The following is a 26,476-nucleotide window of genomic DNA, read 5'->3' on the forward strand; positions in this document are numbered from 1 at the left end:
CCGGCATGAGCTTCTGGCATCCGATCGTCGAGTTCCTCGGCGCGATCGTCGGCGTCGACCCCGACGACTACCCGGCCGGCGACGAGGACGCGATGCGCGAGTACGCCCGCCAGTACGACGCGATCGCGGCCGAGCTGCGCAAGACCGTCGCCAGCGGATGCACCACCGCGGCGACCGCCGTCGAGGCGGCCTGGAACAGCGAGGCCGGGAAGGCGCTGGGCGCGCAGGTCCGGGACTACGGGACGAACCCGGAGTCCGGCGGGGTCGAGGCGATCGCGCAGGCCGCCGAGGAGGTCGCGAAGTACCTGCGGGACCAGGCGGACACGATCGTCCGGGCGAAGGTGATGATCTGGGCGCAGGTCGCGCTCGGCATCGCGATGTTCGCGATCCCGGCCGGAAAGGCGCTCAGCCTCGGGATGCGCGAGGCACTCAAGCGCGCGCTGAAGGACTTCATCCACAACCGTTCGAAGGGGATCATCAAGGCGGCGCTCGCCGTACTGAAGACGCGGGCGCAGAAAGCGCTGGCGATGACGCCGGTCAAGGTCTTCCGGGGCGCGCTGCTCGCGGGCGTCGGGGCCGGGGTGTACGGGCTCGGACCGAACACCATCGCGCAGACGTACGGCGTACTCACCGACCAGTCGCGGCGTGGTGTGGTCGATGACCAAGGCAACTATCACCACGAGGACGGGTGGAACTGGGACGAGACCCGGAAGGACGCGCTGGTCGCGGTGGCCGCGATCCCGATCGCGGTGGTGCCGAGCCTGGGCTTGGGGTGGGTCGGCAAGAAGCTGACGACGAACGTCGCCGCGCTGAACGGACCGGTGACGAGGTTCGTCGGGCGGCGGGCGGCCGGTGCTACGACGCTGGCGGTGACGATGCCGACGGCGACTGCCCTCGGCACATGGCACATGCCGACCGCCGGGCAGGCGCTGGACGAGGCGTGGCGCGCCGGGGTGATGGGCGCGGCGGTACCGGGTGGCGGGTCGCACGGTCCGTCGCTGCCTCATGGTGATCCGATCGAGGTCGCGCAGGTCCGCACCCACTCAACCATCGGCGACCACCCACCGCGAGACGACCCGCCTCAGACAGCCGTCCAACCCGGCGCCGAAGCCGGTACGACGGGAGCGCACACCGGAGTCGCGGACGCGTCGACCGGGGTTGCCCAAACCGGCAGCAGCACTACGCAGACCGGCAACGGTACGGCACACCAGTCCACCGCGGACGCCCGCGCGGAATCCACCGGCGCCCTAGCCCCCGGAACGGCCCAACCCGCCGCCGCAGTAACCACCCCAGAAGCAGCCGCCCGCGCAGCCGCCCGCCCCGGCACCTCCGAGGGCTCGACCCCCACCCCGAAGTCCACAACCACAGACCACCAACCCACCAAGCCCACCCCCGACAAACCCGCCCCCACCACCAAAACCTCCACCCCCGACAAACCTCCCTCAGGCCCAGACAAACCAACCGAAGCAACCAAACCGCCCGAAGCAAGCAAGCCACCCGAAGCAACCAAACCACCCGAAGGAAGCAAGCCGGAGGGCGCGGGCGGGCCGGGGGTTGGGGAGAAGCAGGCTGTTCCGGTGGCTGGTGGGCCGGGGAAGAAGGTCGCGCATCCCGCGGAGCGGCAGCCTGACGCCGTACCCCGCCCCGAGCAACCGAGCACCCACCCGGACAACACTCCAGCCGACAAGCCCTCACCCACCAACCGCCCGCCCACCAAGCAGCCCCCACGGGACCAGCAGGCTCCGCACGACGACCAACCCTCACCCGACAACAACCGAGCGCGACGCGACGAGCAAGCCGCTCGCGACGAGCAGGCCTCTCGGGATGAGCAGGTACGCCGGGACGAGCGGGCCGCGCGGGACGAGCAGGCTCCTCGGGACGAGCAGGCGCGCCGGGACCAGCAGGCCGCGCGGGACGAGCAAGCTCCTCGGGACGAGCGGGCTCCTCGGGATGAGCGGGATGTGGGTGAGGGGCGGGGGGTTCGGGATGCGGAGGGGGGTTTGGAGCTGCGGGAGAGGACTGAGGGGCGGGCGCATCGGGAGGAGGTGGAGCGGCGGGAGCAGGCGGCGGAGGCGGCGCGGCGGAGGTATGAGGAGGTTCGGAAGGGCGAGCAGGAGACCAAGGAGGCGGAGCGTGCGGTCAACGCCGCGCGCCGGGAGTTGAAGGATGCGCGGAGGGAGCTGCGGGACGCCGAGCGGGCGCGCGACAAGTACGCGAAGAAGCACGGCGAGGCCGACCGGCCGGCTCGCAGGCTGGACGAGACGGCGGACGCGCGGGAGCTGGGTGGGGAGGCGGGCGCGCGGGAGTCGGGTGGCAAGGCGGACGCGCGGGAGCTGGGTGGGGAGGGCGCGCGGGAGTCGGGCGGGGAGGCGGGCGCGCGGGAGTTGGGCGGGAAGGTGGGGGCGCGGTTGCGGGAGTTGGAGGGGAGGGTGGCTGCGGCGGCGGAGCGGTGTGCGGGGGTGCGGGAGAGGGTACGGGCGGCTGAGGCGGTGGGGTTGCCGGTGCGGGAAGCGAAGTTGTTGGCTGACGCTCGGCGGATTTCGTACCTGACGGCGAAGCTCGACTATGCGCTCTCGCGGCTGACCCCGACCGAGATCCGGCGGCTGGGGCAAGGCAAGCTCGACGTGCTCAAGGATGCGTTGCCGCCGGACCTGACGCGTGACGAGGCGTTGCAGCTCGCGATTCACGAGATGATCCACCGGACGAAGGACGGCTGGGGTTTCGCGCTGAACTGGACGCAGTTCCAGGCCGAGCTGGCGTTGCGCGACGACCTGATGGTGCAGATGATGGCCGGCGAGGGGAAGACCGCGGTCGCCGCCGTCGCGCTGGCCACGATCGCGGCGGACCGCCCGGTGCACTTCATGACCTCGAACCGGAGCCTCGCCACGCAGGCGTACGGCAAGCTCCGCGCCGTCCTCGAACCGCTCGGGTACGACGTCATCCAGGTCGACCCGGCCGTCCGGTACCCGAAGCCGCGCCGCCCGACCGTGTACGTCGGTGACGTCGCCGCGTTCGGGTGGAGCATGGGTCGCGGGCACCGGGTGCCGGGCAAGGACGTGATCGTCGACGAGGTGGACGCGGTCGCGGTCGACCTCGCCGCGCAGGTCTACACACACAGCTCCGGCGCCGCCGGCAAGGCGAGCGCGCGGACCGAGGCCGAGGTGATGCTCGCGAGGCGGGCGTTGACCGACCACACGTTCGACCGCGCCGACTTCGGGCTGCCGCCCGAAAACGCGCTGCCCGAGAACGTGCTGCCCGAGAACGCGCTGCCCGAGAACGTACCGGCCGAGAACGTACCGGCCGACGGGATGCGGGCGGAGCTCACCGGCGACGCGCGGAACAAGCTCGCCGAGAAGCTCGGTACCGAGATCACGTCCCGGCAGTTCGAGCGCCAGGTGAAGCGGCTGGAGGATGCGGCGCAGGCCCAGTGGGTACTGCGTGAGAACCGCGACTACATCCGGGCCGAGATCAACGGCAAGCAGACCATCCTGATCGTCAGCAAGCACTCCGGTGAACCGCTGATCGACCGCGAGACCCTGCTGGAGCAGCGCTGGACCGACATCGCCCAGGCGCTCGAGGCGCACCACGACATGGAGGTACGGGCGGACCCGTCCCACACCAGCGCGGTGACAACCCGGGATCTGCTGGACAGCTACGACCACGTGAGCGGCATGTCCGGTACGGCGAAGGACGCGGCACACGCGATCCGCGACCTGTACGGCGAGGACAAGATCGGCCACGCGGTCGAGATCACGCGGTTCAACGAATCGAAGCTGGAGTTCCGGAAGCCGCAGCAGTTCGCGACCGTGGAGCAGAAGTACCAGGCGATGGTCGACCAGGCGATCGCGGACCTGGCCAAGGACGGCGACCTGTCGACCGGCCGCCCGCAGGCGATCGTCACCGAGCACAACGACGAGGTCGCCATGGTGGAAGGGATGCTGAAGAAGGCACTCGAGGAACGTCAGCTCCCGGCCGGGATCCGGATCCAGAAGGTCGACGCCCAGCGGATGGCCGAGATCTACAACGAGGCGCACGGGACCGCCGAGCAGTCGGACGATCCGGCGGCTGTCGCCAAGCAGGTACAGATGGAGATGGACGCCATCTGGGACCGGGCCGGCGAACCGGGCATGATCACGATCGGGAACAAGGTGCTCGGTCGCGGCATCGACATCAAGCTGCACCCGGATGCGTTCAAGTACGGCGATCGGCCCGACGCCACGACGCACGTGTTCACCGTGAGCGGTCGGACGGCCGAGAGCGGCGGCCTCGCGGTACGTGTCGGGTTCCACGACCCGGACTCGCCGCGCGGCACCATCCAGGCGCTGAACCGGGCCGGCCGCCAGGGCGCGCCCGGCGAGGCCTCCCTGTACTCGTCTCACAACGACGACCTGTTCCGTCGCCAGGGCTCCACGCTCGAGGCCGCCGTCGCGTACCACGACGCGCCGTCCACCGCCGTCCGGAACCAAGCCCTCCACGACTACGTCGAGGCCGCGGTCGCACACGCGAAAGCGACCGCGCTCGGCCAGGGCAGCCAGACCGCGGACGCCGTGAAGGTCGCAGCCGAAGCCCTGCAGGCGGCCGAGCGGGAAGTTGCCGTGGACAACTACAACACCGCGGTCGAGACCGGTCAGCTTGTCTCGCAGGCCGTCAACCTCGCGCACCTTCGCGTCCAGCACACCGTCGTACCCGACACCCAGACCGGCGGTACGCCGCAGTACCACGACGACACCGCCCGCAGTCGTCGGCTGCCCGAGCAGCCCCAGCCCCAACCGCAACCGCAGCCCCTCGACGGGCTGGCCTACCGGAGGTTGTCGCAGGCCGAGCAGGGAGAGGCCCGCGGGATCGTCAGCACCCTGACCGCGAACGACCCGGTCCGGCTCGAAGGTCTCCGGCCGTTGCTCGAAAGTCCCTGGCTGCGGGCGCTCGACCCGGAGCGGCTGATGCAGGAGATCCGGAGCTGGGACGGACTCGGCTACTCGGACGTGTTCGGCAAGGGCGTCCTGTTCGGCGTCGGGCTGGCCGACGCGCCGGCGCCGGTACCGCTCGTCCGTCCGTCGCGGGACTTCGCCGACGCGGCGGACTTCGGCGTACACGTGACCCTGCCGGACCGGCTGAGCAGTGCCGGGAAGGCCGGCCGGTTGGCCACCGAGGCTCCGCATTCGGGCGCCTACCCGATGACCGGGCCGGACGGCCGTGACTGGGTCGTCAAGCTCTACGCCGACAGCGACTTCAACAGGGAGCGGGTCCAGTCCGAGCTCGACGGCCTGTACGGCGCCTACCTGACCGGCTTCGGCCCTCCGCCGTACGGGCTGGTCCGCGTGACGGTCGGCAACCGGCAGTACGTCGGCGTCGGGATGGCGCCGATGGAGGGCGGGCTGATCGAGGCCGAGGAGCGGGACGCCACCGCGGAGGCGATCGCCGAGGCCGCGCACTGGCACTCTCGGGTGACCTTCCGGACCGCGCAGCAGCTCGACGTGTTCGGGCGGGCGCTGCTGGCCGCCGGGTACTCGATCCGTCGCGACCTGGAGTACTTCGTCGACGACGCCGGGAACTTCCGGCCGATCGACCTCGCCGGTGTCGAAGAGTTGCCGGCGGACCCGTTCTACCGGGAATTCTGGATCGCACGGCACTTCGACATCCTCGCCGAGCGTCGCGGCCCGCTGCTGGCGGCGGCCGTCGAGAACGGACCGGGTCCGCAGTTGGCATCGGCGCCGGTGCAGGTGGCGGCCCCGGACCCCGCCGTTCCCGGTAGGTTGCGCGAGCTCCCGGCGTACGACGGACTCACCGTCGATCAGCAGCGCCGGATCGTCGCGATCGTCGGAGGCGTCACCGCGAACGACGCAGTACTCCTGGACGGGCTCCGGCCGCTGCTCGAGAGCCCGGGCCTGCGGGCGCTCGACGCAGAGGCGTTGCTGGCGGAGATCGAGAGCTGGGACGGTCTCGGGTACGGCGAGGTCTTCGGCAGGGGACCGGCGTTGGACGTGGTGGTCGCCGGGGCGCCGCTGCTCCCGGACGGGCAGCCGACGTACCCGATGACCTGGGACGAGGCGACGGATCTGAAGGTGCTCCCGACGACGGTGCGCAGGTTGAGCAGCGGGGGTGTTGCCGGATCCGTTGCGTCGCTTGGCGAGCACTCCGGGGTGTTCCTGGTCGACGGGCCGGACGGCCGGGAGTGGGCCGTGAAGCTCTGGCCGAGTGGGCGGTACGACAAGCAGATCATGACCGAGCTGGAGGGCCAGCGTGGTGCGGCGCTGACCGGGTACGGGCCGGAGCTGTACGGGCTGGTCAAGGCGACGATCGGCGGGCGGGAGTACGCCGGTGTCGCGATGGAGCCGGTGCCGGGCGGGTTCACCAGCACCAGCAGTCTCGACCCCGGGGTGATCGCGGAGACGGACCGGTGGCGCGCGGCCGTCACGTTCGACACCGTCCGGCAGCTCGACGACTACCTGCACCGGCTGCTGGAGGTGGACTACCACGTCCGGCTCGACCTCCAGTGCTTCGTCGACGGCACCGGAACTCTGCACCCGATCGACTTCGAGTTCGTCCGCCGGCTGCCGGCCGACCCGGCGGCCCGCGCCACCGCGATCGAGGAACACGGCCTGGGCTCGTACGTCGCCCGCAGCGTCCGCGACAACCTGCTGACCGCCGCGATCGAAAACGCCCGGGCAAAGGCGGAGCAGACCGGTCGCTCCCGACTGCAAACGAAGACACCACTGCACGACGAGGCGCCGGCCACCCCGAACGGGATGACGGGGGACGGTGCGCGGCGGGTGGTGGAGGCGGTGGCGCGGGAGCTGCGGCTGCCGCGTGGCATCAGGCTGAAGTTCGTCATCGACGTGGACACTCCGACGTTGGTTCGGAAGTACGGGATCGGACCCGCCGACGGACCGCGCCCGGGCTACTTCCGGATGGAGGGCGGGACTGGCGTGGTCTACGTGTCCGCTCGTGATCACCTGACCGCGAGCGACGTCAGAGCGACCGTCTGGCACGAGGTGGTCGGGCACTACGGCTGGCGGTTGTTCAGCCCGGAGCAGCGGGCGCAGACACTGGCCGAGGTACACGCGCTCCGCAGCCTCGCCCCGGAACTGTCGGCGCGGATCGAGGACCTGTACAAGGACGAGCCGGCCGACATCCGCGACGAGGAGTTCCTCGCCGCGCTGGCCGAGGGCGGCGTACCGAAGCGGATCCTGCGCCCGTGGAACCGCCTGCTGACCACGAGCATCGGCGACCTCTTCCGCAAGCTGCACATCATCACCGACGAACAGCTCGACAACGCCCGCCGCAACAACGAACTCGAGCCGCTCTACAAGATCCTCCGGTCCCTGGTCCGCGCCGTACGCCGGAACCGGCCGGTGTACGACGCCTCGGCGGCCGTCGTCCGCACCCGCACCAACCAGCCTGGGCCGAACATCTCGCGGATCCGCCCGGCGCGAGCGAACAAGTACGACGGCGGTGGTCTGCCCGCGTTCACCGCCGGACTGGTGGAGTCGTCGTACGACGACCTCCTGAACGGCACCGCCGACGACCAGGCGCTCGCCGCGGTGCTGTCAACCGGCACCGTCAAGCGGTTCCTGGTAGACGCAGCGGACGAGAACCACTTCGAGATCGAAGGCGCCCGCCTGGCACCGCACCACCTCGCGGTGATGGTCGACTTCTACCGCGACGTGTCGATCGTGCTCGACGGCGCCCCGCGCGACCTCGCCCAGCGACTCGCGAACATCATGGGCGTCGACATCACGATCCGTACGGCGAACGGCTGGCAGGTCCTGCACCCGAAGCCGGAGCCGCAGCGCGAAGGCACCGTCGAGCTCCGTCCGGACGGTACCTACCTGGTACGGACGCCCGCGCACCCGGACGGCGTACTGATCGAAGACGTCGAGCCGCACCTCGGCCGGCTGCTCGGGATCGGCGGGTCGAAGGCGGCGTTCGCGTTCTACGACAAGGTCGTGCTGATCGCGCTGCCGACGGTCGAGGTGTCGCTCTTCACCCAGCTCGACCGGCTCGAAGGGCTGCTGGATAAGCCGGGAGCGGCGGACGTGATCGCTCCGCTGCACTACACGACGGTGTTCGGGCGGGACGTGTTCGTGGCCGACCGGTTCCCGCGGATCAGCCGCGACGTGTGGGTCAGCGTCCCGGACTTCGCCGCACCGGACGCGCTCCGCCCGACGCAGGCCTCGCTCGACAGCCTGCTCGCGATCCGCGAGTTCTTCGTCGCGAACAACCTGATGATCGGCGACCTGCAGTTCGGTATCGACCGGGACGGCCGGTTCTGGGTGTACGACGTCGGCCGCGTCCGCCCGCTCGCGTACGACCTGCCCGCGGGCACTAACGTGGACATGTTCGCGAAGGCGAACCCGCTCGAGGTCGTCGACGCCTGGATCGCCTGGGCGGCGGCCGGGCACACATTCACCCCGAACGGCCGGCCCCGCAGATCCCCAGCGCCGCGCGCAGACCTGCAACCTCCGTCGTACGACTGGAACACCGCGACCCCGGACCACTCGCCCGCGCAGCTCTACCCGGACACACCGGAAGCTCGTGAACGCGTAGCCGCGGAGCTGGAACGCGCGTACGTCGCCGCCCGCACCGGCTACGGCCCGGTCCCGGTCGGTCTGGTCAGGACAGAGCTCGACGGCGCGCCGTACGTCGGGTTCGCCGTGCAGCCGGTCGATCCCGCAGTACACACCGAGGCGGTCACGCTCGACACCGTCTACCAGCTGCACGAGTACGTACGCCGGTTGCATGCCCTCGGCTACTACCCAGCGGGCGAGCTGCAAGGGGCCGTCGACGTACACGGCACCTTCCACGCCGTCGACTCGATCGGAATCGAACCTCTGCCGGGCGACGCGGAGTTCGCCGATCAATTGCTGCAGGCAGCGTTCGACAACGTGAAGCGTGCCGTCGGCAACGAAACCGGCCGGGACCGGCGGGTGCACCGGGATCAGCCGCGCGGTGGTGCCGGCAGCATCTATCGCAGCAACTTCCGCGGCGACGGCCGTCGCAAGCAGAACCCTGCCGCCGTCTGGGCGGCCGCCGAGCAGGCGCTGCCGCAGATCGCCGCCGCGGTCGGATCGGTGCGCAGCGACGTACGGGCGATCGCCCTCGACGCGAACCGGATCACGATCACCTTCTGGCGCAAGCCGGACCTCACCCTCGAGCTGAGCGTTTCCGGCGACTTCACGAACGCCGGGCCGATCCGCTGGGAACGGACCGCCGAGTCCATGCACTGGGCCCGGATCACGCTGTCCCCGCGGACCCGCGACGAGGTCGTCGGCCGCGCGATCACCAACGCGCTCGCCGGCATCGTCGCGGCACACGACGGCGCGACGCCGGACGCGCACGCCGAGGTCGCGCGGCACGCCGAGGTGGGTTACCTGGTCGGCCGGGTGGAACGCGGCGAGTCGCGGTACCACTTCCGCAAGGAACTCCGGATCCTGCTGCACCACCTGGGCAAAGCCGGCAGCGACCTCCCACCCGCTCTCCAGCAGCGCGTCGCGGCCGTGCTGCGTCGTGGCGCGATCGGCACATGGGTGGTGGAGAAGGCCACCCCGAAACTCAACGAGCTGGAGGACGGCTGGACCGACCCGGCCGCGTTCCGTCCGGCGCAGCTGCCGGCGCTCGACACCAGTCAGCCGTTCGCGCAGGATCCGGCCGTGGATCGCTTTGTGCACGGGCTGTTCCAGCACTTCGCGAAGCAACCGGACACGTCGCCCGAGCCCGGTCATTCGGTGAGCCGGCTGACGGTACTCCGCGAGCAGCCGATGCTGCGGCAGTTCGTCAACTGGCACGGCCCGGTCAAGGCCGCCGAGCTCGGCAAGCTGGACCCGAGCCAGTTCGCAGCCCAGCTCAACGCCTCCGACCGGCAGTCCGTCGCGGCGGCGTTCGCCCGTCTCCGCAGCCTGCTCCAGCAACGCGAGACCGCGACGTCCGTACGGCGCCGTCGTACCGCGGCTCGGCAGTTCTCCGAGCTGGCCCACGCGCTCGGGGTGGCGACGCACGACGACCTCCGCTCCGCGCTGCCACACGACCTCGCGGCCGCGGTCGCCGACCTGGAGCCCAGCCTGCTCCAGCGGGCCAACCGATCCGTCGACGGCGGCGCCAAGTCCATGCCCGGACTACGCGCCGACCTCATCCTCGGATTCTTGGAGACCGTCCCGGCCGGCATGGCGTCCGCCGCGGTGCTCGCGGGCAACGGCCGGGTCGGTCTCGCCGCCGCGGTACTGATGGGCGCCGTCGCACTCTCCCCGGTGCGCACGATCGCCAACCGGTACGTCGAATCCCGCGAGGAGCAGGTGAAGTCCGACCGCCGGACCTACCGCCGCGCCCTCGACGAGCAAGCGCGCGAACCGCAACGCGCCGTCCTCGGGAACGCCGTTCGGACCGCCTATCAGAAGGTCCTGTCCGCGGCCGGCGTACCGAGCAGTCCGCGCCCGGTGCCGCGCGCGGACCTGCCTGTCCCGGAGAAGAAGGCGCCGGCGCTGACCACGCCGTGGTGGTCGTTCCCAGTGCGCAGTTCGATCCCGATCGCGGCCGCGGCGATCCCGATGACGTTCGTCGTATCGCCGGTGGTCGTCGGCGCCACGGTCGGCCTGGCGGTCGCGGTCGTCAGCTCCACCCAGTACCTGTTCGCCCGGCATCAGGCGACGCTGGACGACGAACGCCGTACCCGTGACTACGAGTGGCGGAGCTGGCGGCAACTGGTCGAGGAGATCCGCGGTACCGCCGACCAGCTCGTCCGGTTGCGGGCCCTCGGCAACCAACTCGGTGAGCCGGGCGTCACGGTCCCGGCCTTCGACTTCGAGGCGCCGACGGATCACACCGGCCGTGGCGTGGTCCCGGCCAAGCCGTACTTCGCCGGCCGCGAGCTGCCGCTCGGCACGGTACCGATGGCGCACCGCGTCACCAGCGTGTACCTCCAGCAGCAGCTCGACGCGGCGCCGACAGCCGTACTGGAGGCGCTGTCCCGGCTCGGGACGATCGGTGCCGTGTCCGGACTCGTCGAGGCGTTCCACGCCGAGGCTAACCGGAACGCGTTCGACCGCCGGATGCACAACTGGCTGGACCTGCTCCGGCTCGCGGTCCAGGCCTGTACGGACGAGATCAACGATCCGCTGCTCGCCCGGCTGGACGCGCTGCTGGCCGAGGCATCCGAGGGGACGGTGCCGATCCCGGTGCTCCCGCCGTGGTCTCCTGTCCTGCATCCCGACCGCGAGGCCACGACACCGCGGCGCTGGTACGCCGTCGGCGCGTTCGCGATCGGGGCCTCCGGCATCGGCGTGGCCAGCTCGATGGTGTACGCCTTCCACCTCGATCCGCTCTACCTCTGGCAGGCCACGTTCGCCGGCGTCGTGCTGCCGGTCAGCTTCTACGCGAAGTACCTGCGCCGGCGGATGCGGGTCAAGGCGGACATGGCCGAGCGGGACCGCGGTGCCGAGAAGCGTGCCGCCGACGAGCTCGACCGGGATCGCGCCACCGCCGCCGACGCCGCGCACGAGGTCGACCGGATCGAGGACGCCGTCGCCGGACAGACACCGCGGACCCGGCCGGCGCCGACCAGCGAACTGACCGCGTTCATCGCGTTCGAGCGCCGTGAGGACCGCGGCTCCGCCGAACTCAGCCGCCTGCTGATCAAGCTCGGAAAGCTGGACGCCGAGTGGCACCGGCTTCTGCCGGGGTACGACGAGCTGCACGAACTCACCGACGTACTCGTGGCGATCTCCACCACGCTGTCGCAGTACGCCGACGCGCTGCACAAGCTCGGCGTCGACCCGCACCTGAGGCTCGCGGGCCCGCAGGACCGTCCGGTCAGCGACTCGGTGCTGCACCACGACCCGGTGCACGCGCGGATCCTCTCGGACCGCACCTGGACCTCGAGCGCTCCTGCCGAGGACGCGGCCCTGATCGCCGCCAAGATCCACCTCGCCACCGGCAACCGGTACGGCCCGTTCTCGCTCTCGCAGATCAAGGCACAGGCGACGACCGGCAAGCTCCTGCTCGACATCGCCGCAGACCTGGTCGCCGATGCAGAACGCCGCCGCGGGCCGTCCCGGTCCGCCGACAGCCGAGCGCTGAAGGCCCGTGTGGACTTCCTGCGCAGCCTGACCGCGGACCGGGCGCGGGCGATCCCGGCACGCCTCCTCCAGCAGCAACAGATCCCGATCGACTGGCCGACGTACGCGCGGATGCGGATCAACGCGATCCAGCAACAGCGCAGCGAACTCACCGAACGGGCCGCCGCCCGCACCGAGAGCGCGGCCGAAACGAAGGACAAGGACAAGGAAGCCCGGCACACGGCGATCGCCGCAGCCTGTGCGGCGGCCGCGGACCAAGGCGAACGGGCACGCCTTGCGTGGCAGGCGTTCCGCACCAGCAAAACACCCGCCACGCTGGCGATCGCCCAGCAGGCGGAGGCGCTGTATCAGCAGCGGCTCGCAGAGAGTCTGCCGTCGAAGGACGTGCTGCAGACCGCGATCGTCTCCGGCGACCTCCCGCACCTGACCGCACTCGCCGACGAGCTGAACTCCGCGCTTGCGCAAGCAGGCAAGGAGTTCCGGTTCACGCCCGAGCTGCTGCACCGCACGCTGCGGGCGGAGACGCGCCGGCTGCTGTCGCCCGGCGGGCTGGTCCTGACAGTCGGCAACGACCCGCAGGCGGACGTCAGCGAGCTGGTCCAGTTCGAGCTGGTTCTCGATCCGAGCCAGTTGCGGGAGGTACTGAACCACCCGGTCACGTTCGAGGAGGGTCAGCTCGGCCAGATCGTGCAGGGTGGCACCAGCATCGGTACGACGACCACCACGACGTACGGCGCGAACGGCGCACTGAAGCTCGGCACCGCACTGGCCGGACTGCCGGACCACAACCCGGTGAAGGCGGTGTCGACGGTCGTCTCGCCGAGTATCGAGTACGCGAAGCACACCGGCCTGAGCGTGACCGGCGGCGCGACGGAGTACGGACTCCCCGGCGCGGTCGACGTGATCCAGGGCGAGATCCTCCGGTTCCGCGCGAGCCGGCCGCGCTGGACCTGGCGGATGCGGACGTCCGCGGTCGGCGCCTGGTCGGAGCAGCGCGTGGTCGCCGGCCGAGAGACGCTCGACCTCGGGATCAGCCACGCGTACACGGTCGGCGCGCCGACGGACACGGTGACGATCGAGGACCTCGGCGGCACCCGCGGTACGGCGTTGCCCGAGCATGCCGCATCCCGCGTCGACGGGCTGAACGACCTGGCCGACCGGGCGATTGCTGGCCTGCGGCAACGACTGAAGAAGCTCGACCGGATCGGTCACGACCAGCTCCGGAGCATGCTCACCGACGACGTACCGGGCCGGCTCGCGCAGACCACCCGTCCGGGCGGCCTGATCCGGCCGATCACCACCGACGGTCGCGTCGTCGCGTACGCACAGCTCGAGACCGTCGTGGTGTGGGAGCAGACGACGATGCTGGGCGACAGTTCGAAGGACCACAAGGTCGAGCGGCTCCGGGTCGGCTTCTCGGGTACGTCGGGAAGCCAGACCACCTCGGCCGGGCAGTCGTACGCGATCTCGGCCGGCGGTACGGCGATCCACGACGTGCTCGGCACGCCCTGGGACGTCGGGGCGAGCGGCAAGGCGGGGCTCAGTACCGGGTCCGACGTCACCGCGAGCACCGGCGACCTGGCGATCCACCCGAGCGTGCAGCGGGTCCAGCCGACCGTCGGCGTGAAGCTCCGGCTGGTGCATCGCCTGACGATCCACCGCGTCGACGAGCGCGACAGCTTCACGCTGAGGACCGAGGGCGACGCCGTACTGCGGATGCCCGAGAACGACGCGTTCCGCTACGGGCTTCCCGTTCCGGCGGCCGCGATCGTCCGGGGCGAGGACGGGCAACCGAAGTACGGCAAGGACAAACGGTTGCTGCTGCGCGGTGATCCCGAGCCGCAGGAGAAGGCGTACAAGCTCCCGGCCTGGATGCAGGCGATCCGGGGCGCGGGGCCTGCGCTCGTCCAGGAACTCAGTGGTGCCGACAAGGTGCTGAAGGACTTCCTCGACCACCTGGCCACGAAGGGGCTGATCCCGAACGGCGAGCTCGGCGGCAAGAACCCGGCGCTGGTCGCGAGCCAGCTGGCGAACCTCGAACGGGTCCGCGAGCAACTGTCGCGTCATCGCCTGGAGACCGGCTACGACCTCGCGGCCCAGGAAGGCATCCTGTTCCAGCTCGACCTGCACCGGCCCGGCCGGCTGCCGGAGCAGCACACGTACCGGATCAAGATCTACCCGGAGACGGCGAAGGCCGAGTTCCTCGGACTGACCGAAGGCCAGACCGTGGTCAACCTGGACATCGGCTCGAACAGCACCGGCAAGTCCGGCGGCTGGTCGCACAGCCTGCCCTGGCAGTTCCGGGGCGGCCTCAGCAACAAGGCGAAGGTGGGAACGACCCCCGACGGCGGGGTGACGCGCGGGCGGTCGGCACTCGGCCGGTTCGTCAGCTGGGCAACCGGAAGCACCGTGAACCGGGTGTCGCTGACCGAGAGCACCGCGAAGGTCGCCGTCTTCGACGTACCGCACACGATCGTCGTCACCGACCTGACCGACGAGTCCACGCCGATCGCCGTCGCCGACGGAACGGCCCGGATCTCGATCGACAGCGAGTTCTGCGCCGGCGACACCGCACCGGTGCCGGCGATCGCCGACCAGGTCGATCCGTTGCTGTTGCGCTCGGCAACTTTCCAGGCGGTCGACATCGGTGACCCGGTCGGCCGGCTGCTGAAGGTCCTGCCGCAGCTCGCCCGCGCGGACAGCTCGGCGTTGCACCACCTCAGCGCGTTCCTGAACCCGCGCAACCTGGCGGCGCGGCCCGAGCTGCTGGTCGCGCCGTACCGGACCGGCCTGCTCGTCACACCGGTGCCGTCGACGCCCGGACAGGCCGTCGCGCAGGGCCGCATCACCACGGGCCGCGCGAAGCTGACGGTCACCTCGGCGCTGCGGAACCTCCGGTACGTCGGCTTCGGCAGCCCGGTGAACGGCGAGATCAACCTGACCCTCGGCAGCACCACCCTCACCACCGGTACGTCGACCGGCCGGTCCGTCACGGCCGGCTTCAGCGACGGAATGGCCGAGGCGGACGGATCGTCGTACGGCGGATCGTTCAGCGGGAGCCGCTCGGTGAACGGATCGGCGAGCCGGACCGAGACGCAGATCGGCGGCATCGAGCGGCTGATCATCCGCAACGGCCAGCAGTACCAGTTCTGGGCCGATCTCGCGGTCGTCGCGGAACTGGAGGAGGCCGGCGCGAAGCCGCAACAGGTTGCGGTGGGCAACGGCGGGCTGATGCTGACGATGCCGGAGCCCGACGTACTGCGGCTGTACGGCCGCGATCAGCTCGACCTTCCGGAGCAGAAGGTTGCCGACGTCATCGACCGCCTCCGTGAAGGCAAGCTGACGCTCGACCGGCGGACGGCGGTGTCGGTGATCCATCGGTACGTCCTCGAGGTTCGTCCCCAGGACGTGGCGCCGCTGATCCACCAGCTGACCGGCGCGGAGAACCCCCGGCTGGCGCAGCTGCTGCCCAAGGCGAAGGCGCTCGCCGAGCAGCGCGCCGACATCACGCTGCCGCAGTACTACGACAGCACGATGGGCGCGGCGATGATCGACAGCTCGTCGGTCCGCGCTCCGGACGGCACCGAGTCCGACCTGTACCGCGAGGTGCTCGCCGCACTCGACGAGTACACACTCGAGGATCCAGTACTCTCCGCGGGGTTGCGCGGCGACCTGGCCGGTCTGCGCTGGCACGGGCACATCGACGATCTGCTCAGCCCCAGCGGGTTCGTCACCGAGTACCCGACCGCCGACGGGCGGCGCGTGAAGGTGCGGAGCACGCTGCGCTACACGGGCAAGTTCACGATGGACCGGCTGCCGGCCGCGGAGCCCAACGCGAACGCGCTCACGATCCTGCAGGTCTACAACTACCTCGAGCTGAGTCGCGGCGTCACCAGTACGACGTCGTACGGCGGTGAGATCGACGGCTCGCTCACCGAAGGGGCGCCGCACAAGGCCGGCATCGGCACCGACCTCAGTACGTCGACCAGCGTGTCGAGCACCGATCAGAACACCCGGATCACCCGGGCGCTGTGGGATCGGACCATGCGGGTGACGCGCGGTTTCGAGCTGACCGTGCAGATCGACGACTCGGTGTCCCGCAAGCTCACCGGCGAGCTGACGTTCCTGGTGCCGCCGTCGATCATCAACGCTCAGCCGGAGCAGGGTCCTGCCGACGGTCGCACGGTCACGCTACCCCGCGGCGCGGTCGCCGAGGGGACGACGGCGGACGGGCTGTTCGACACCGTCCACGAACGGCTGGGCAGGCCGGACATGCTCACCCAGGCGGGCGTGGCACTGCATCAGACAACGTTGGAGAACGTCCTGTCGGCCGCGACCCGGATGGCCGCGTTCGAACGGATCGCGTCCGCTGACGGCTACGCGGCGGTGCGGCTGCCGGTGCCGGGCCACCGGTCCCGCACGGTCGCCGTCCACGTCCGGGCCGAGCTGTCCGGGATGTTGCTGGTCGTCGAGGACAACACCCAGCTGGCCCAGATCGACCGGGAGCAGCACAGCACTCAGCTGACGACGAGCAGCACGCATCTGCTGCCCGCCGCCGGATCGTACGGATCCGCGAACCCGGGCGGTGTCGTCGACCTCGGCCTGTCCGGCGGCGAGCAGGCCACCGAGAAGGTCAGCGACGGCACCGGGGGCCGGAACGAGACGTCGATGTACGAACGCGGCCCGGTCGTGACGGTGCGGGTCGACGTCAGGTACCACCTCACGTACACCCGTCTCCACCCCAGCCGCACCGGCCGCCCGGACACCGCGGTCGTGCCCGGTACGGCGTACCTGACCATGCATCGCCACGAGTACGAGGCGATGCTCGATCGCCGGCGTCAGCTCGGCCAGGACGGGTTGCGGCCGAGGTAGGCGACGATGCCGTCGAGCGTGTCGTCGCCGGACCACGGGATGTCCACCGCGAACGCTGCGCCTGGAGTGACTCGTAGGTCGCCGGGCGGGACGATCTGGGCCAGGGTGTGGGCCGCCTCGAGGACCTCCGGGCTGAAGGACACCGTCGTACCGAGGGACTTCGCGACATCCCAGCTGTGCACGACGTAGTCGATGAAGTGGAAGCTGATCGCCTGCGCGCCCGGGAAGTCGGCGCCGAACTCCGCGAGCGGGAACGTCCGCTCCGCCACACCGGGCTGCGCGAACGCGTCCAGCACGTGCTCGGCGGACTCGGCGTACGCCTTCACCGGGTCGTCGCCCAGGTCGCGGAGCTTCCAGATCGCCGGGTCGTCCTCGCCGCGGGAGGCGGCCGCGAATCCGTAGTGCTGGGTGGCCATGTGGGCGAGCAGGCCGTAGAGCGTCCAGGCCCGGCAGGGCGTCGGCCTGGACAGGTCGGCCGCGGTCGCGGTGCCGACGAGCTCGATGCTGGTCCGGACGGCGGTGGCGTCCAACGGAAGGTAGTCAATAGTAGGCATGCGCATATCGTAAGCTCTCGCATATGATTGCGCCAGTGTTACCTTTTCGGGCATGGCAAGCGAGCGCCCCGACCTGGCAGCGATGCTGTACCCGCTGGTGCGGGAACTGATCGCGATCGAGCTGCCGATCCTCGCCGGGCACGAAGTCTCGATGTGGGGCTACTCGGTGCTCGCCGCGCTCGACGACACCCCGGTCCGGACCCAGGCGGCACTCGCGACGGCGATCGGCGCGGACAAGTCCCGGATCATCGGCACCCTCGACGAGTTGCAACAGGCCGGCCTGATCGAGCGCACCCCGGACCCCGACGACCGGCGCGTCCGGCTGCTGTCGATCACCCCGCGGGGCCGGACCGTTCGCCGTGCCATCCGCAAGGACATCCAGTCCGCCGAGCTCCAGGTCCTCGACAGCCTCCCGGCGGCCGACCGCAAGACGTTCCTCCGGCTCCTGCAGCAACTGCACACCTCCCGCTGACGATGGAGGGCGTTCACCCGCTCGGGTGATCCGGGGAATGGTTTCCGTCGAAAGACTGGCGGTATGCGACGAGCGGTGGTGGTGTGGGCGGCGGCGTACGGCGCCCTGCGGATCTGGTACGCGACCAGCCATGCGCCGGCCTGGAAGCTCCCCGGCGACGATCTGCTGATCCCGGGATGGGTCGCGGTGGCCGGCTGCGTGGTGACCGCGCTCGCCGTGATCCGGATCCGCCCGCGGTTGCTGTGGGTACTCGCGGCGGGCTGGCTCGCGGCGGCCGCGTTCATCCTGCTCGACGGGGTCGCCGCCGTACTCCCGGGCCTCGGCATCCCGTTCGACGTCCTCGGGATGCTCAGTCGCCTTGGGGCGGTCTCGGGCGCCGTACTGCTCGGTCTGCTCGCCCGCTCGCACCAGCCGGCGGCGACTCCCTGGCCACCGTGGATCTCGACCGTGGGCGCCTGCCTCGCCACCGCCGGATGCCTCACCCGGCTCGGGGCGCAGGCGGTCGTCGGCTTCGAGAAGACGCCGTACGGCAACAGCCTGTCGCTGCTGCTCTTCGAAGGCGGGTTCGTGCTCGCCGGGACGTTGCTGCCGTTCCTGCTCGTGCATCGGCTCGGGCGGTGGTTCCCGCGGTGGCTCCTGCTGCTGCCCGGATACGCGATCGGTTGCGGCATCACGGCGTACTTCGGGGTCGGACTGATCCAGATGATCGCCAACGCGGTCCAAGGGCAACCGGTGTTCGGCGATGTCGCGCTCGGGCTGCCGGACAGCTTCTTCTGGGTCGCGGTCCCGGCGTACCTGGTCTGGGGTGTCGGGTTGACCGTCGCAGCCCGCGGTTACCAACTCGCGACCCGGAAGGCAAACGATTCGGTATGTGATCTTCAAATCACTCAGCGTTGAACCAAGTAGAGCGTTCAATCGTTCGAACCAGGCACAGACACCAACCCCGCCCCGAGGAGTGAGGCCCTGTGCAGGTGCTCGAGCGTTTTCAGAAAGAAGTAACAGGAGTTTTCCGGATCGTCGTCGGATTCCTGTTCGCCAGCCACGGTGCCGCGGCGCTGTTCGGCGTACTCGGCGTCGAGAAGGCCGGCCTGCTGGTCTGGCCGTCCTGGTGGGCGTCGCTGATCCAGACGGCCGGCGGCGCACTGGTGATGATCGGCCTCGGCACCCGGTACGCCGCGCTGCTCTGCTCCGGGTCGATGGCGTACGCGTACTTCAGCGTCCACCAGGCGGGCGCTTTGCTGCCTGTGCAGAATGGTGGCGAGAAGGCGGCGCTGTTCTGCTTCGCCTTCCTGCTGATCGCTTTCCTGGGCAACGGTGCCTGGTCCGTGGAGCGGCCGGCCAAGGTGACCGTGCAGACAACAGCGTCCCGCTAGGGATGATCGACAGGGCAGGAGCGCCGATGGCCGACGACCGGGCGACGCTGCTGCGTGAGCTGCACGACGTGCACGCTCCCGCGCTGTGGCGGTTCGTCGTCCGGCTGACCGGCGACGACCGGCTGGCCGAGGACGTCGTCCAGGAGACCCTGCTCCGGGCGTGGCGGCGGCCGAACATCCTCGCCGAGGACGAGCCGGGCGCCCGCGCCTGGCTGTTCACGGTGGCCCGCAACCTGGTCATCGACGACCGCCGCAGCGCCCGGGTCAGCCGGGAGGTCGCCAGCGACGACCTCCCGGAGAACCCGAGCGCCGACCACGCGAACGCCGTACTGGACGCCTGGCTGGTGGCCGAATCGCTGGCCCAGCTGTCCGAGGAACATCGGCAGGTGATCGTCCGCGCGTACTACGGCCGCCGGACGGTCACCGACATCGCCGAGGAGCTGGACATCCCGTCGGGCACCGTGAAGTCACGGCTGCACTACGGGCTGCGAGCCCTCAAGCTCGCACTGCAGGAGAAGGGGGTCACGAGTCAATGACCGACCCGTACCGTGAGTGGGACGCGGCGTACCTGCTCGGCGCGCTGTCGGCGAAGGACCGGCACGTGTACGAGGAGCATCTGCACGACTGTGCCGAATGCTCGGTCGCCGTCGCGTCCCTGGCCGGCGTACCCGGGATGCTGGCCGCGCTGCCGGCCGAACGGGCGCTGGCCACCGTCACCACCGAGCCACCGAACCTGCTGCCGGGTCTGACCCGCAGCGTTCAGCGCGACCGGCGACGGCAGCGGATCCGGTACGGCGCACTGGCCTCCGCGATCGCGGTCGCCGCGGCGGTCGTCGGCGCGGTGGTCGCGATCCCGTTGACCAAGGACGACCCCAAGGGCGACTACGTCGTACTGTCCCAGACCGTGTCCAGCAAGCTGTCCGCGGACGCCCGGCTGGTGCCGGAGCCGTGGGGTACGACGATCGAGATCAGCTGCAAGTACGACGAACTCGCGACGCCGAGCGAACGCTCCCGCGGGTACGAACTGTTCGTCACCGACACGTCCGGGAAGGTCCAGCTGATCGCGAGCTGGACCTCCGCGCCCGGCACCACGGTCAAACCGGCCGCCACCACCAAGCTGAAGCGCGACCAGATCCAGGCGCTGGACATCCGCAGCTCCGAGACCGGACGGGTGTTGCTCGCGGTTCGGTTCTGAGCACGAATGAACACGGCTGATCGGGGCACAGAAGGGGCACGAACGGCGGATCGCTCGAGCGGCCGTCGATCCAGACCCCGGTGTTCAGGGACGTGCGCCGGGGTCGCCGCCTTTCCTGATCGAACGGTCGTGATCGAACTGAAGAAAGTTCCGGTTCGGCTGTAACGCTCGCCTCGTCACTGGCGATACACCGTGTGTAACGCCACTGAGGATCCCGCCCCAGGTCGTCCGCCCGAAGGGCCTGGGCCGGGATTCTCGATGCGTATGAGGCGCCCGCAGCGTTACGTACGAAGGCCCCCGGTGAGATCACCGAGGGCCTTCGCGCTGCGTACCCTCCCTAGGACGCTTGCTCAGTCGGGCCGTCCGACGGCGGCAGTGCGATCCGGTCCGCCGGCAGGCGTTCCGTCCGCTCGTTCCCGTCGTCGCCCTCGTACTGCACCAGAGCGGTCCATCCCGATTCCTCGTTGTCGCGGCCGATCAGCCAGCCGCGGCGCCACGTGCCGTCCACGCGGACGACGACATGGCTGGGCAGAGGGAGTCGGGACACCAGATCGGTGCCGGGCTCGAACTCAGTCATGGCCGAAGGCTAGGGGCAATCCGGTCGCGGCGCCTCTTGAAAGCGTGTTCCGTCATACCTTTCTCAGACTCCGGACTCGAGTCCAAACGCTTGTACTGCGCCGTGCACCTTCAGCGCGCGGCCGCCCGGGATGTGGGTGACCCAGCCCTCCCGCAACGCGTGCGCGCACAATGCGGCGCCGACCGCACCGGCCAGATGCGGGCGGCGTTCGGTCACGTCCAGGCAGGACCGGACGGCCGGGCGGCCCCGGCGTACGTCGAGCTCGATGCCGAGATTCCGCAACCAGGTTTGGCCTTCCGGCGTCAGCGCGATCCCTTCGGACCAGTCGATCAGGCCGCGCTCGGTCATCGCGTCGGCGAGCGCGACCCCGAGCTTCCCGGCCAGGTGGTCGTAGCAGGTCCGGGCCCGCGCGAACGCGTCCCGCTTGCTCACCGCCGACAAGCTGTTCGCGACCTCGGTACGCCGGGGCGCCAGCGCCGCGAGCCCCTCGATCAGCTCGGCGGTGTCCGGTCCGGCGAGCTTCACGTACCGGTGCCGGCCCTGCCGTACCTCGGTCAGCAGCCCGCCGTTCACCAGCAGATTGAGGTGCTCGCTGATCGTCGGCCGCGACACCTTCGCCAGCCGGGCCAGCTCACTCGCGGTCCACGCCCGCCCGTCGAGCAACGCCAGACACACGGACGCCCGGGTCCCGTCCGCCAGCATCCGCGCCCAGCCGGCCAGCTCGTCACCCTCGGCAGTCATACCGCCATCATGCCGCCCCGACGGTTAGGCCCCCGCCGAACGGTTCCGTACCTAGCGTCGATCCTCATGACCCACCTGACGATCGAACCTTCCATCCTGTACGTCGGAACGCCGGTCGCCCTGCTCAGCACGCTGAACGAGGACGGCACCGCCAACCTCGCGCCGATGTCGTCCGCGTGGGCGCTCGGCGACGTGGTGGTCCTCGGCGTCGGCGTCGGCGGCCAGACGGCAACCAACCTCCGGACCCGCCCGGAGGTGGTGATCAACTACCCCTCCCCTGACCAGTGGCAGGCCGTCGAACGCCTCGCCCCGTTGACCGCCGCCGATCCGATCCCGCCACACAAACAGGCCCGCTTCCACCACAACCGCCAGAAGTTCACCGCCGCCGCCCTCACCCCCACCCCGTCCGACCTGATCACCCCGCCTCGGGTAGCCGAGTGCCCCCTCCAGTTCGAGGCCACCGTCGTACAGGCCGATCTAGATGCCAAAGGCAACTTCCTGATCGCCCAAGCCCGAGTCCTGAGAGTCCACGCCGCCCCTCACCTGGTCATCCCCGGCACCTCCCACATCAACCCCGCCGCCTGGTCCCCCCTCATCTACAACTTCCGCCACTACTACCCCCTAGGCCCCGAACTAGGCGAATCCTTCCGCACCGAAACCCCAAGCCCCAAAGGCGTGTAAGCCTCACGCGGTACGTGGAGTGGCATGTGATCGACCCGCCGCCTGCCACGCAGGCACACCTGCTACACGCGCTCCCACCTGCACCCGCTGCGCGCGCTCCCACCCGCCCCCGGCTTAGCGCCGGATTGCCCGGCTGGCGCCGGGAGTTGCAAACTACCGCTCGCGAGCGACTGCTCAGCGGGCGCTGTCCGTAAAGACGGGCGCGCGCGAGTGGCGCGCGCCGGAGCGTGAATGGCGGACCTGGCGACGGCTGGGTGTGGATCCGGGAGATGTGCAGGAGGTTGCCGGTTCGATCAGATCGCCGTCAAGGAGGGTAAGAGGTGACGTCGTGAGCGAGGAGTTGACCACACGCCCCGCCTGCCACTTCACCACTCGCCGGTCACAGACCGAAATGAGCGCTCGCCGCCAACGTGCGCGTGACACGCACTCGGCGCCATCTTCGTCAGGAGGCCTGGCGGACGAACGGATCTCGTCAGCCTGTGCCAGCGGCCGACGCCGAGATGTACCGGTCAGCCCGAGCGAGACAACACCCCCTCCGCTCGGCCCTCCAGACCAACCTCCGGCAACTGCTCAGGTCACGCCGCCCCGGGCCTTCCAAGCCGTCAGAAGTCCACGCTGTTAACGCCCGGAACGGAAATCCCCAGTCACGTCCCGTACGGCTCAACCCACAACCCGCGGATTGGCTATCCAGGTTATGCGGCGCTACGCGTCGCTGGTCGGATCTTCCGCGTGACTGGTAACTCCCACGCAGAGCAGTGGCCGTCGATCGGCGACGTTTTGGGGCGTTTCGTATCCAAACAGGTGGCCTCTACTCACGGCTTGTTCTGCTTCCCCCGCTTTCACGCAGCTTCGACCCATCCCAGGACAAACGCAGAAGCGCCAAGAGCGATCCGGTCACTGGCGGAAACCAGTCGCTCGGGGGCAGCGACGCTGCAAAGGTTGGTGGCATGTTGCTGACACTGACCGGTTCGAGTTGTTCGGGCAAGACGACGCTGGCTCGTGCCTTGGGCGCCAGGCTGCATGGCCTGGTTATCCATGACCACGACGAGATCGGCGTACCGGAGGATGCGGACACACGTTGGCGACACCGCACGACAGAACTGTGGATCGGCCGAGCGTTGGAGTGTCAAAGCCGCGGGCTGGATCTTCTTCTGACCGGACAGTCGCCGCTCGGTGAGATTTTGGCTTCACCCTCCGCGCCGCTGCTCGACGGCATCGCGGTGTGTCTGGTGGATGTCGCAGATACCGAGAGGCGTCGGCGTCTCAGTTCACGCGACGGCGACCGGTGGCCGCCAGCAGTCGTTGATGCGTTCGTCGGTTGGAGTACCTGGCACCGTGGACACGCGGAAGATCCTCGCTACCGCCCAGACGTCATCATCGACGGCGGCTGGCCGGAGATGTTCTGGGATCGGTGGTCGGCATGGACCAAGGACGATCCCAGGTGGGACACCCAGTTACTCGACACCACTGGGCGATCAATAGCCCAATCGGTGGATGACTTGGAGCAGTGGATCACACAGCAACGCAGTGCTTGTCGGTCTGGGCGCAACCCTCGCACTGTCCAAAGGCGCCTCGTCTCCTCGCGGTTGGAGATCTCTCTACACAGCAGATCGTCCGATGCGCAGGCGACTGTCGTCCCGACAACATGAGTCGAGTGTCGACAGGTGGTGACGGTGCGCGTGCCAAACCGCCGTGCCGCGTGATCGGCCGATCCGGACGCCGGCCGAGCCCCGGCAGCGTGACTGTGAACAGCTCGTGGGGTCTAGGAACACGCCATAGCTTGTCCCCAGACCCCACGAGGTGTTCACAGGTCCGCAGGATGACCAACCTCCGCGCGCTGGAACTCAAGTTTGCGATCTCGGCGGACCTTCCGCTGTGGTCTCCCGGAGGGTCGTCCGGTGTGGTCGCCCCGGGGACATCGGGAGCCGGTCCGCTTCGGGCTGGATTTACTGCCGCGGGACGACGCCCGCGCCACTCACCACGCGTCGCCCTGCGAAGCGCGTCCGCCAAGCAGTCACTCGCGAGCGGCAGCTCGCAACTCCCGGCGCCGGCCGGGAACTGCCGACCCTGGGCCGGTGGGTGGGAGCGCGCAGAGCAGGTGCGGGAGGGAGCGCAGCGACCGGAGTACCTGCGTAGCACGCGGAAGGCGGACCACATCCGAACTCGAGCACCTGCTGGATCCCCGCCGAGTCGCGCGGTTCGCCCCATGCGCGCGGTTCGCCCCATGCGCGCGGTTCGCCACATGCGCGCGGTTCACCGTGTGCCCGTGGGTTACAGCAGGCGGAGGCGGTCGATTTCTTCGTCGTTGAGGACTACGTCCAGGGAGGACAGGACGTCGGGGAGGTCGGCTGGTGGGACTGGGCGTTCGGTGGTTTGGCCGTTGGGGTGTTCGGTGGTGAGGGTGTCGCCTACCAGGCGGCGTACCTCGCCTTCGGCTACTCGCATGACCACCGGGCGGCCGGTGAAGGGGGAGTTGGGGTGGGTGGAGACGTAGTGATGGTAGACCTCGTAGTCGATCGGCCGGACCGGTTCGTCGTTCGAGGCGTGCTGGGGGATCCAGCCGTCGGGCGTCTGCTTCGACAAGGTCCACACATCGCCGTCGTGGGTCAGGCGGTGGTCCCACCCGGCCTGGTCGACCACGACGCCGTCCTTCAGCGGCGTCGGATACAACTGCCCCGCTCCGAATCCCACATCCGCCAGGAACTCCTCCCCGTCGACCCCGACCTTCAACAGCGCATGCGTCCGCGGCCCGGACTTGTGCGGTTGTACCCGCGCAACCCGCCGTACGACGTCGAACCCGAGCTGTTCGAGCGCCGCCCCGAACAGCAACGCATGCTCGTAGCAGTACCCGCCCCGCTGCCGCCCGACCAGCTTCGCCTGGATCGCGTCCAGCGAGATCCCGGGATGCGTCCCGAGCACCACGTCGACGTTCTCGAACGGAATCGCCAGCACATGCGCCCGGTGCAAACTCCGCAACGCATCCGCCGACGGCGCAACCCGCGCATGCCCGATCCGCGCCAGGTAGGCGTCCAGGTCCAGCTTCTCGATGTCCCACATGGCGACTACCTCAACACCTCCAGCGCACTTGAGGTCAACCCTCACCAGGCCTGGGTAAGAGCGGTGCTGCTCGGGGTGAGGCGGTAGCCGGCGTGCGCCGAGAACTCGGCCGACAGCGCGAACCGGTCGCCGCGGACGATCGTGTGCCGCCATTCGACCGAACGGTTCTGGGCGCTGCCCTGGCGGACGATCGAGAAGACGGCAGCGTCCAAAGGGCAGTGCAGGATCTTGCGTTCGGCCGTGGTCGGCGTGACCGCGCGGATGTCCTCGCGGCCGTGATCCAGTACGACGCCCGTACGGTTCGCGAGTTCGTTGTACAGGCTGGTGTGGGTGAAGTCCGCGTCGAGCAACGGTTCCGCGAGGGCCGCGGGGAGCCAGACGCGGTCCAGCGCGAGCGGCTCGTCCCCGGCGTACCGGAGGCGTTCGAGGTACAGCAGCGGGATCGACTCCTCCAGGTCCAGGCGGGCCGCGACCACGCCGTCGGCGCGGACGTCGAGCGCCCGTACGACGCTGCGCTGCGGCAGGCCCGAGGCTTCGACCGAGGAGAACAGACTGTAGAGCGCGCCCATCGGCTGCCGGATCTCCGGCATCGCCGCGACCCGGGGCTGCCGGCCGCGCTCGGCGACGATCAGGCCGTCCGTGCGGAGCTGGACGAGGGCCTGCCGGACGGTGTGCCGGCTGACCGCGTACTCGTCGACCAGCGCGAGCTCGCCCGGGAACGCGTCGTCGAACTCCCCGGACCGCAGCCGCCGGACGAGGTCCGACTGCAGCTGCTTCCAGAGCGGCTCGCCGCCGCCTCGCTCAAGCTTGCGCACACGGGTTCCTTCCAGAGTTGCCAAATGTCCGGTCATCTCCTACCGTGAATGTACGTACATTTCTCGCAGGA

General features: G+C 69.9%; 13 protein-coding genes. 8 read left to right on the forward strand and 5 right to left on the reverse strand.

The genetic code is table 11. The features are described from left to right. Window positions 1–5 precede the first annotated feature (5 nt). Complete coding sequence (locus JOF29_RS28155; protein ID WP_209697436.1) at window positions 6–16,940, forward strand: WXG100-like domain-containing protein; 16,935 nt, start codon at window positions 6–8, stop codon at window positions 16,938–16,940. On the opposite strand, the gene JOF29_RS28160 is transcribed toward JOF29_RS28155, so the two are convergent. Beyond that, the gene (locus JOF29_RS28160) at window positions 16,907–17,494 is read right to left on the reverse strand and encodes a TIGR03086 family metal-binding protein (RefSeq protein ID WP_245359526.1); all 588 of its coding nucleotides are present in this window, start codon (window positions 17,492–17,494) and stop codon (window positions 16,907–16,909) included. The genes JOF29_RS28155 and JOF29_RS28160 overlap by 34 nt on opposite strands. A 52-nt stretch (window positions 17,495–17,546) precedes the next feature. Here JOF29_RS28160 and JOF29_RS28165 point away from each other — a divergent pair, with 52 nt between their 5' ends. The 5 genes from JOF29_RS28165 (at window position 17,547) to JOF29_RS28185 (ending at window position 20,534) form a co-directional block, all read left to right on the forward strand. Further along, window positions 17,547–17,966, forward strand: coding sequence for a MarR family winged helix-turn-helix transcriptional regulator (locus tag JOF29_RS28165; RefSeq protein ID WP_209697438.1), 420 nt, complete (start codon window positions 17,547–17,549; stop codon window positions 17,964–17,966). 63 nt (window positions 17,967–18,029) lie between these two features. Further along, entirely contained in the window at window positions 18,030–18,863 is an 834-nt protein-coding gene (locus JOF29_RS28170) for a hypothetical protein (RefSeq protein WP_209697439.1), read from the forward strand. A gap of 68 nt (window positions 18,864–18,931) precedes the next feature. Beyond that, complete coding sequence (locus JOF29_RS28175) at window positions 18,932–19,339, forward strand: DoxX family protein (protein ID WP_209697440.1); 408 nt, start codon at window positions 18,932–18,934, stop codon at window positions 19,337–19,339. A 26-nt stretch (window positions 19,340–19,365) separates the two neighbouring features. Next, entirely contained in the window at window positions 19,366–19,875 is a 510-nt protein-coding gene (locus JOF29_RS28180) for a sigma-70 family RNA polymerase sigma factor (RefSeq protein ID WP_281067438.1), read from the forward strand. Continuing rightward, window positions 19,872–20,534, forward strand: a complete 663-nt coding sequence (locus JOF29_RS28185; RefSeq protein ID WP_209697442.1) for an anti-sigma factor family protein — start codon at window positions 19,872–19,874, stop codon at window positions 20,532–20,534. The genes JOF29_RS28180 and JOF29_RS28185 overlap by 4 nt, the downstream gene beginning before the upstream one ends. A gap of 337 nt (window positions 20,535–20,871) precedes the next feature. Here the strand turns inward: JOF29_RS28185 and JOF29_RS28190 are convergent, their stop codons facing one another. Beyond that, window positions 20,872–21,111, reverse strand: coding sequence for a hypothetical protein (locus JOF29_RS28190; protein WP_209697443.1), 240 nt, complete (start codon window positions 21,109–21,111; stop codon window positions 20,872–20,874). A gap of 63 nt (window positions 21,112–21,174) precedes the next feature. Next, window positions 21,175–21,852, reverse strand: a complete 678-nt coding sequence (locus JOF29_RS28195) for an ArsR/SmtB family transcription factor (RefSeq protein ID WP_209697444.1) — start codon at window positions 21,850–21,852, stop codon at window positions 21,175–21,177. A 66-nt stretch (window positions 21,853–21,918) separates the two neighbouring features. On the opposite strand from JOF29_RS28195, the gene JOF29_RS28200 reads away from it, so the two are divergent. Both JOF29_RS28200 and JOF29_RS28205 read left to right on the forward strand, forming a co-directional pair. Beyond that, window positions 21,919–22,533 carry a flavin reductase family protein gene (locus tag JOF29_RS28200; RefSeq protein ID WP_209697445.1) on the forward strand — a complete coding sequence of 205 codons (615 nt, stop codon included), beginning with the start codon at window positions 21,919–21,921 and terminating at the stop codon, window positions 22,531–22,533. Between the two features lie 947 nt (window positions 22,534–23,480). Beyond that, complete coding sequence (locus tag JOF29_RS28205; protein ID WP_209697446.1) at window positions 23,481–24,182, forward strand: hypothetical protein; 702 nt, start codon at window positions 23,481–23,483, stop codon at window positions 24,180–24,182. A gap of 622 nt (window positions 24,183–24,804) precedes the next feature. Here JOF29_RS28205 and JOF29_RS28210 read toward each other — a convergent pair. Together JOF29_RS28210 and JOF29_RS28215 are read right to left on the reverse strand one after the other, a co-directional pair. Then, window positions 24,805–25,590: an arylamine N-acetyltransferase family protein gene (locus JOF29_RS28210; protein ID WP_209697447.1), complete on the reverse strand. Its 786-nt coding sequence runs from the start codon at window positions 25,588–25,590 to the stop codon at window positions 24,805–24,807. A gap of 41 nt (window positions 25,591–25,631) precedes the next feature. Then, window positions 25,632–26,405 (reverse strand): GntR family transcriptional regulator, encoded by a 774-nt coding sequence (locus JOF29_RS28215; protein ID WP_307863734.1) that lies wholly within the window; start codon window positions 26,403–26,405, stop codon window positions 25,632–25,634. Window positions 26,406–26,476 lie beyond the last annotated feature (71 nt).

The sequence above is a fragment of the Kribbella aluminosa genome, from assembly GCF_017876295.1.
In the GTDB taxonomy this organism is placed as follows: Bacteria; Actinomycetota; Actinomycetes; order Propionibacteriales; family Kribbellaceae; genus Kribbella; species Kribbella aluminosa.

Excerpts from the sequence above, each read along its gene's own strand:
- JOF29_RS28210 (WP_209697447.1), bottom strand. The coding sequence starts at position 25,590 with ATGTGGGACATCGAGAAGCTGGACCTGGACGCCTACCTGGCGCGGATC.
- JOF29_RS28170 (WP_209697439.1), top strand. The coding sequence starts at position 18,030 with ATGCGACGAGCGGTGGTGGTGTGGGCGGCGGCGTACGGCGCCCTGCGG.
- JOF29_RS28160 (WP_245359526.1), bottom strand. The coding sequence starts at position 17,494 with ATGCCTACTATTGACTACCTTCCGTTGGACGCCACCGCCGTCCGGACC.
- JOF29_RS28180 (WP_281067438.1), top strand. The coding sequence starts at position 19,366 with ATGGCCGACGACCGGGCGACGCTGCTGCGTGAGCTGCACGACGTGCAC.
- JOF29_RS28190 (WP_209697443.1), bottom strand. The coding sequence starts at position 21,111 with ATGACTGAGTTCGAGCCCGGCACCGATCTGGTGTCCCGACTCCCTCTG.
- JOF29_RS28165 (WP_209697438.1), top strand. The coding sequence starts at position 17,547 with ATGGCAAGCGAGCGCCCCGACCTGGCAGCGATGCTGTACCCGCTGGTG.
- JOF29_RS28205 (WP_209697446.1), top strand. The coding sequence starts at position 23,481 with ATGTTGCTGACACTGACCGGTTCGAGTTGTTCGGGCAAGACGACGCTG.
- JOF29_RS28155 (WP_209697436.1), top strand. The coding sequence starts at position 6 with ATGAGCTTCTGGCATCCGATCGTCGAGTTCCTCGGCGCGATCGTCGGC.
- JOF29_RS28200 (WP_209697445.1), top strand. The coding sequence starts at position 21,919 with ATGACCCACCTGACGATCGAACCTTCCATCCTGTACGTCGGAACGCCG.
- JOF29_RS28195 (WP_209697444.1), bottom strand. The coding sequence starts at position 21,852 with ATGACTGCCGAGGGTGACGAGCTGGCCGGCTGGGCGCGGATGCTGGCG.
- JOF29_RS28185 (WP_209697442.1), top strand. The coding sequence starts at position 19,872 with ATGACCGACCCGTACCGTGAGTGGGACGCGGCGTACCTGCTCGGCGCG.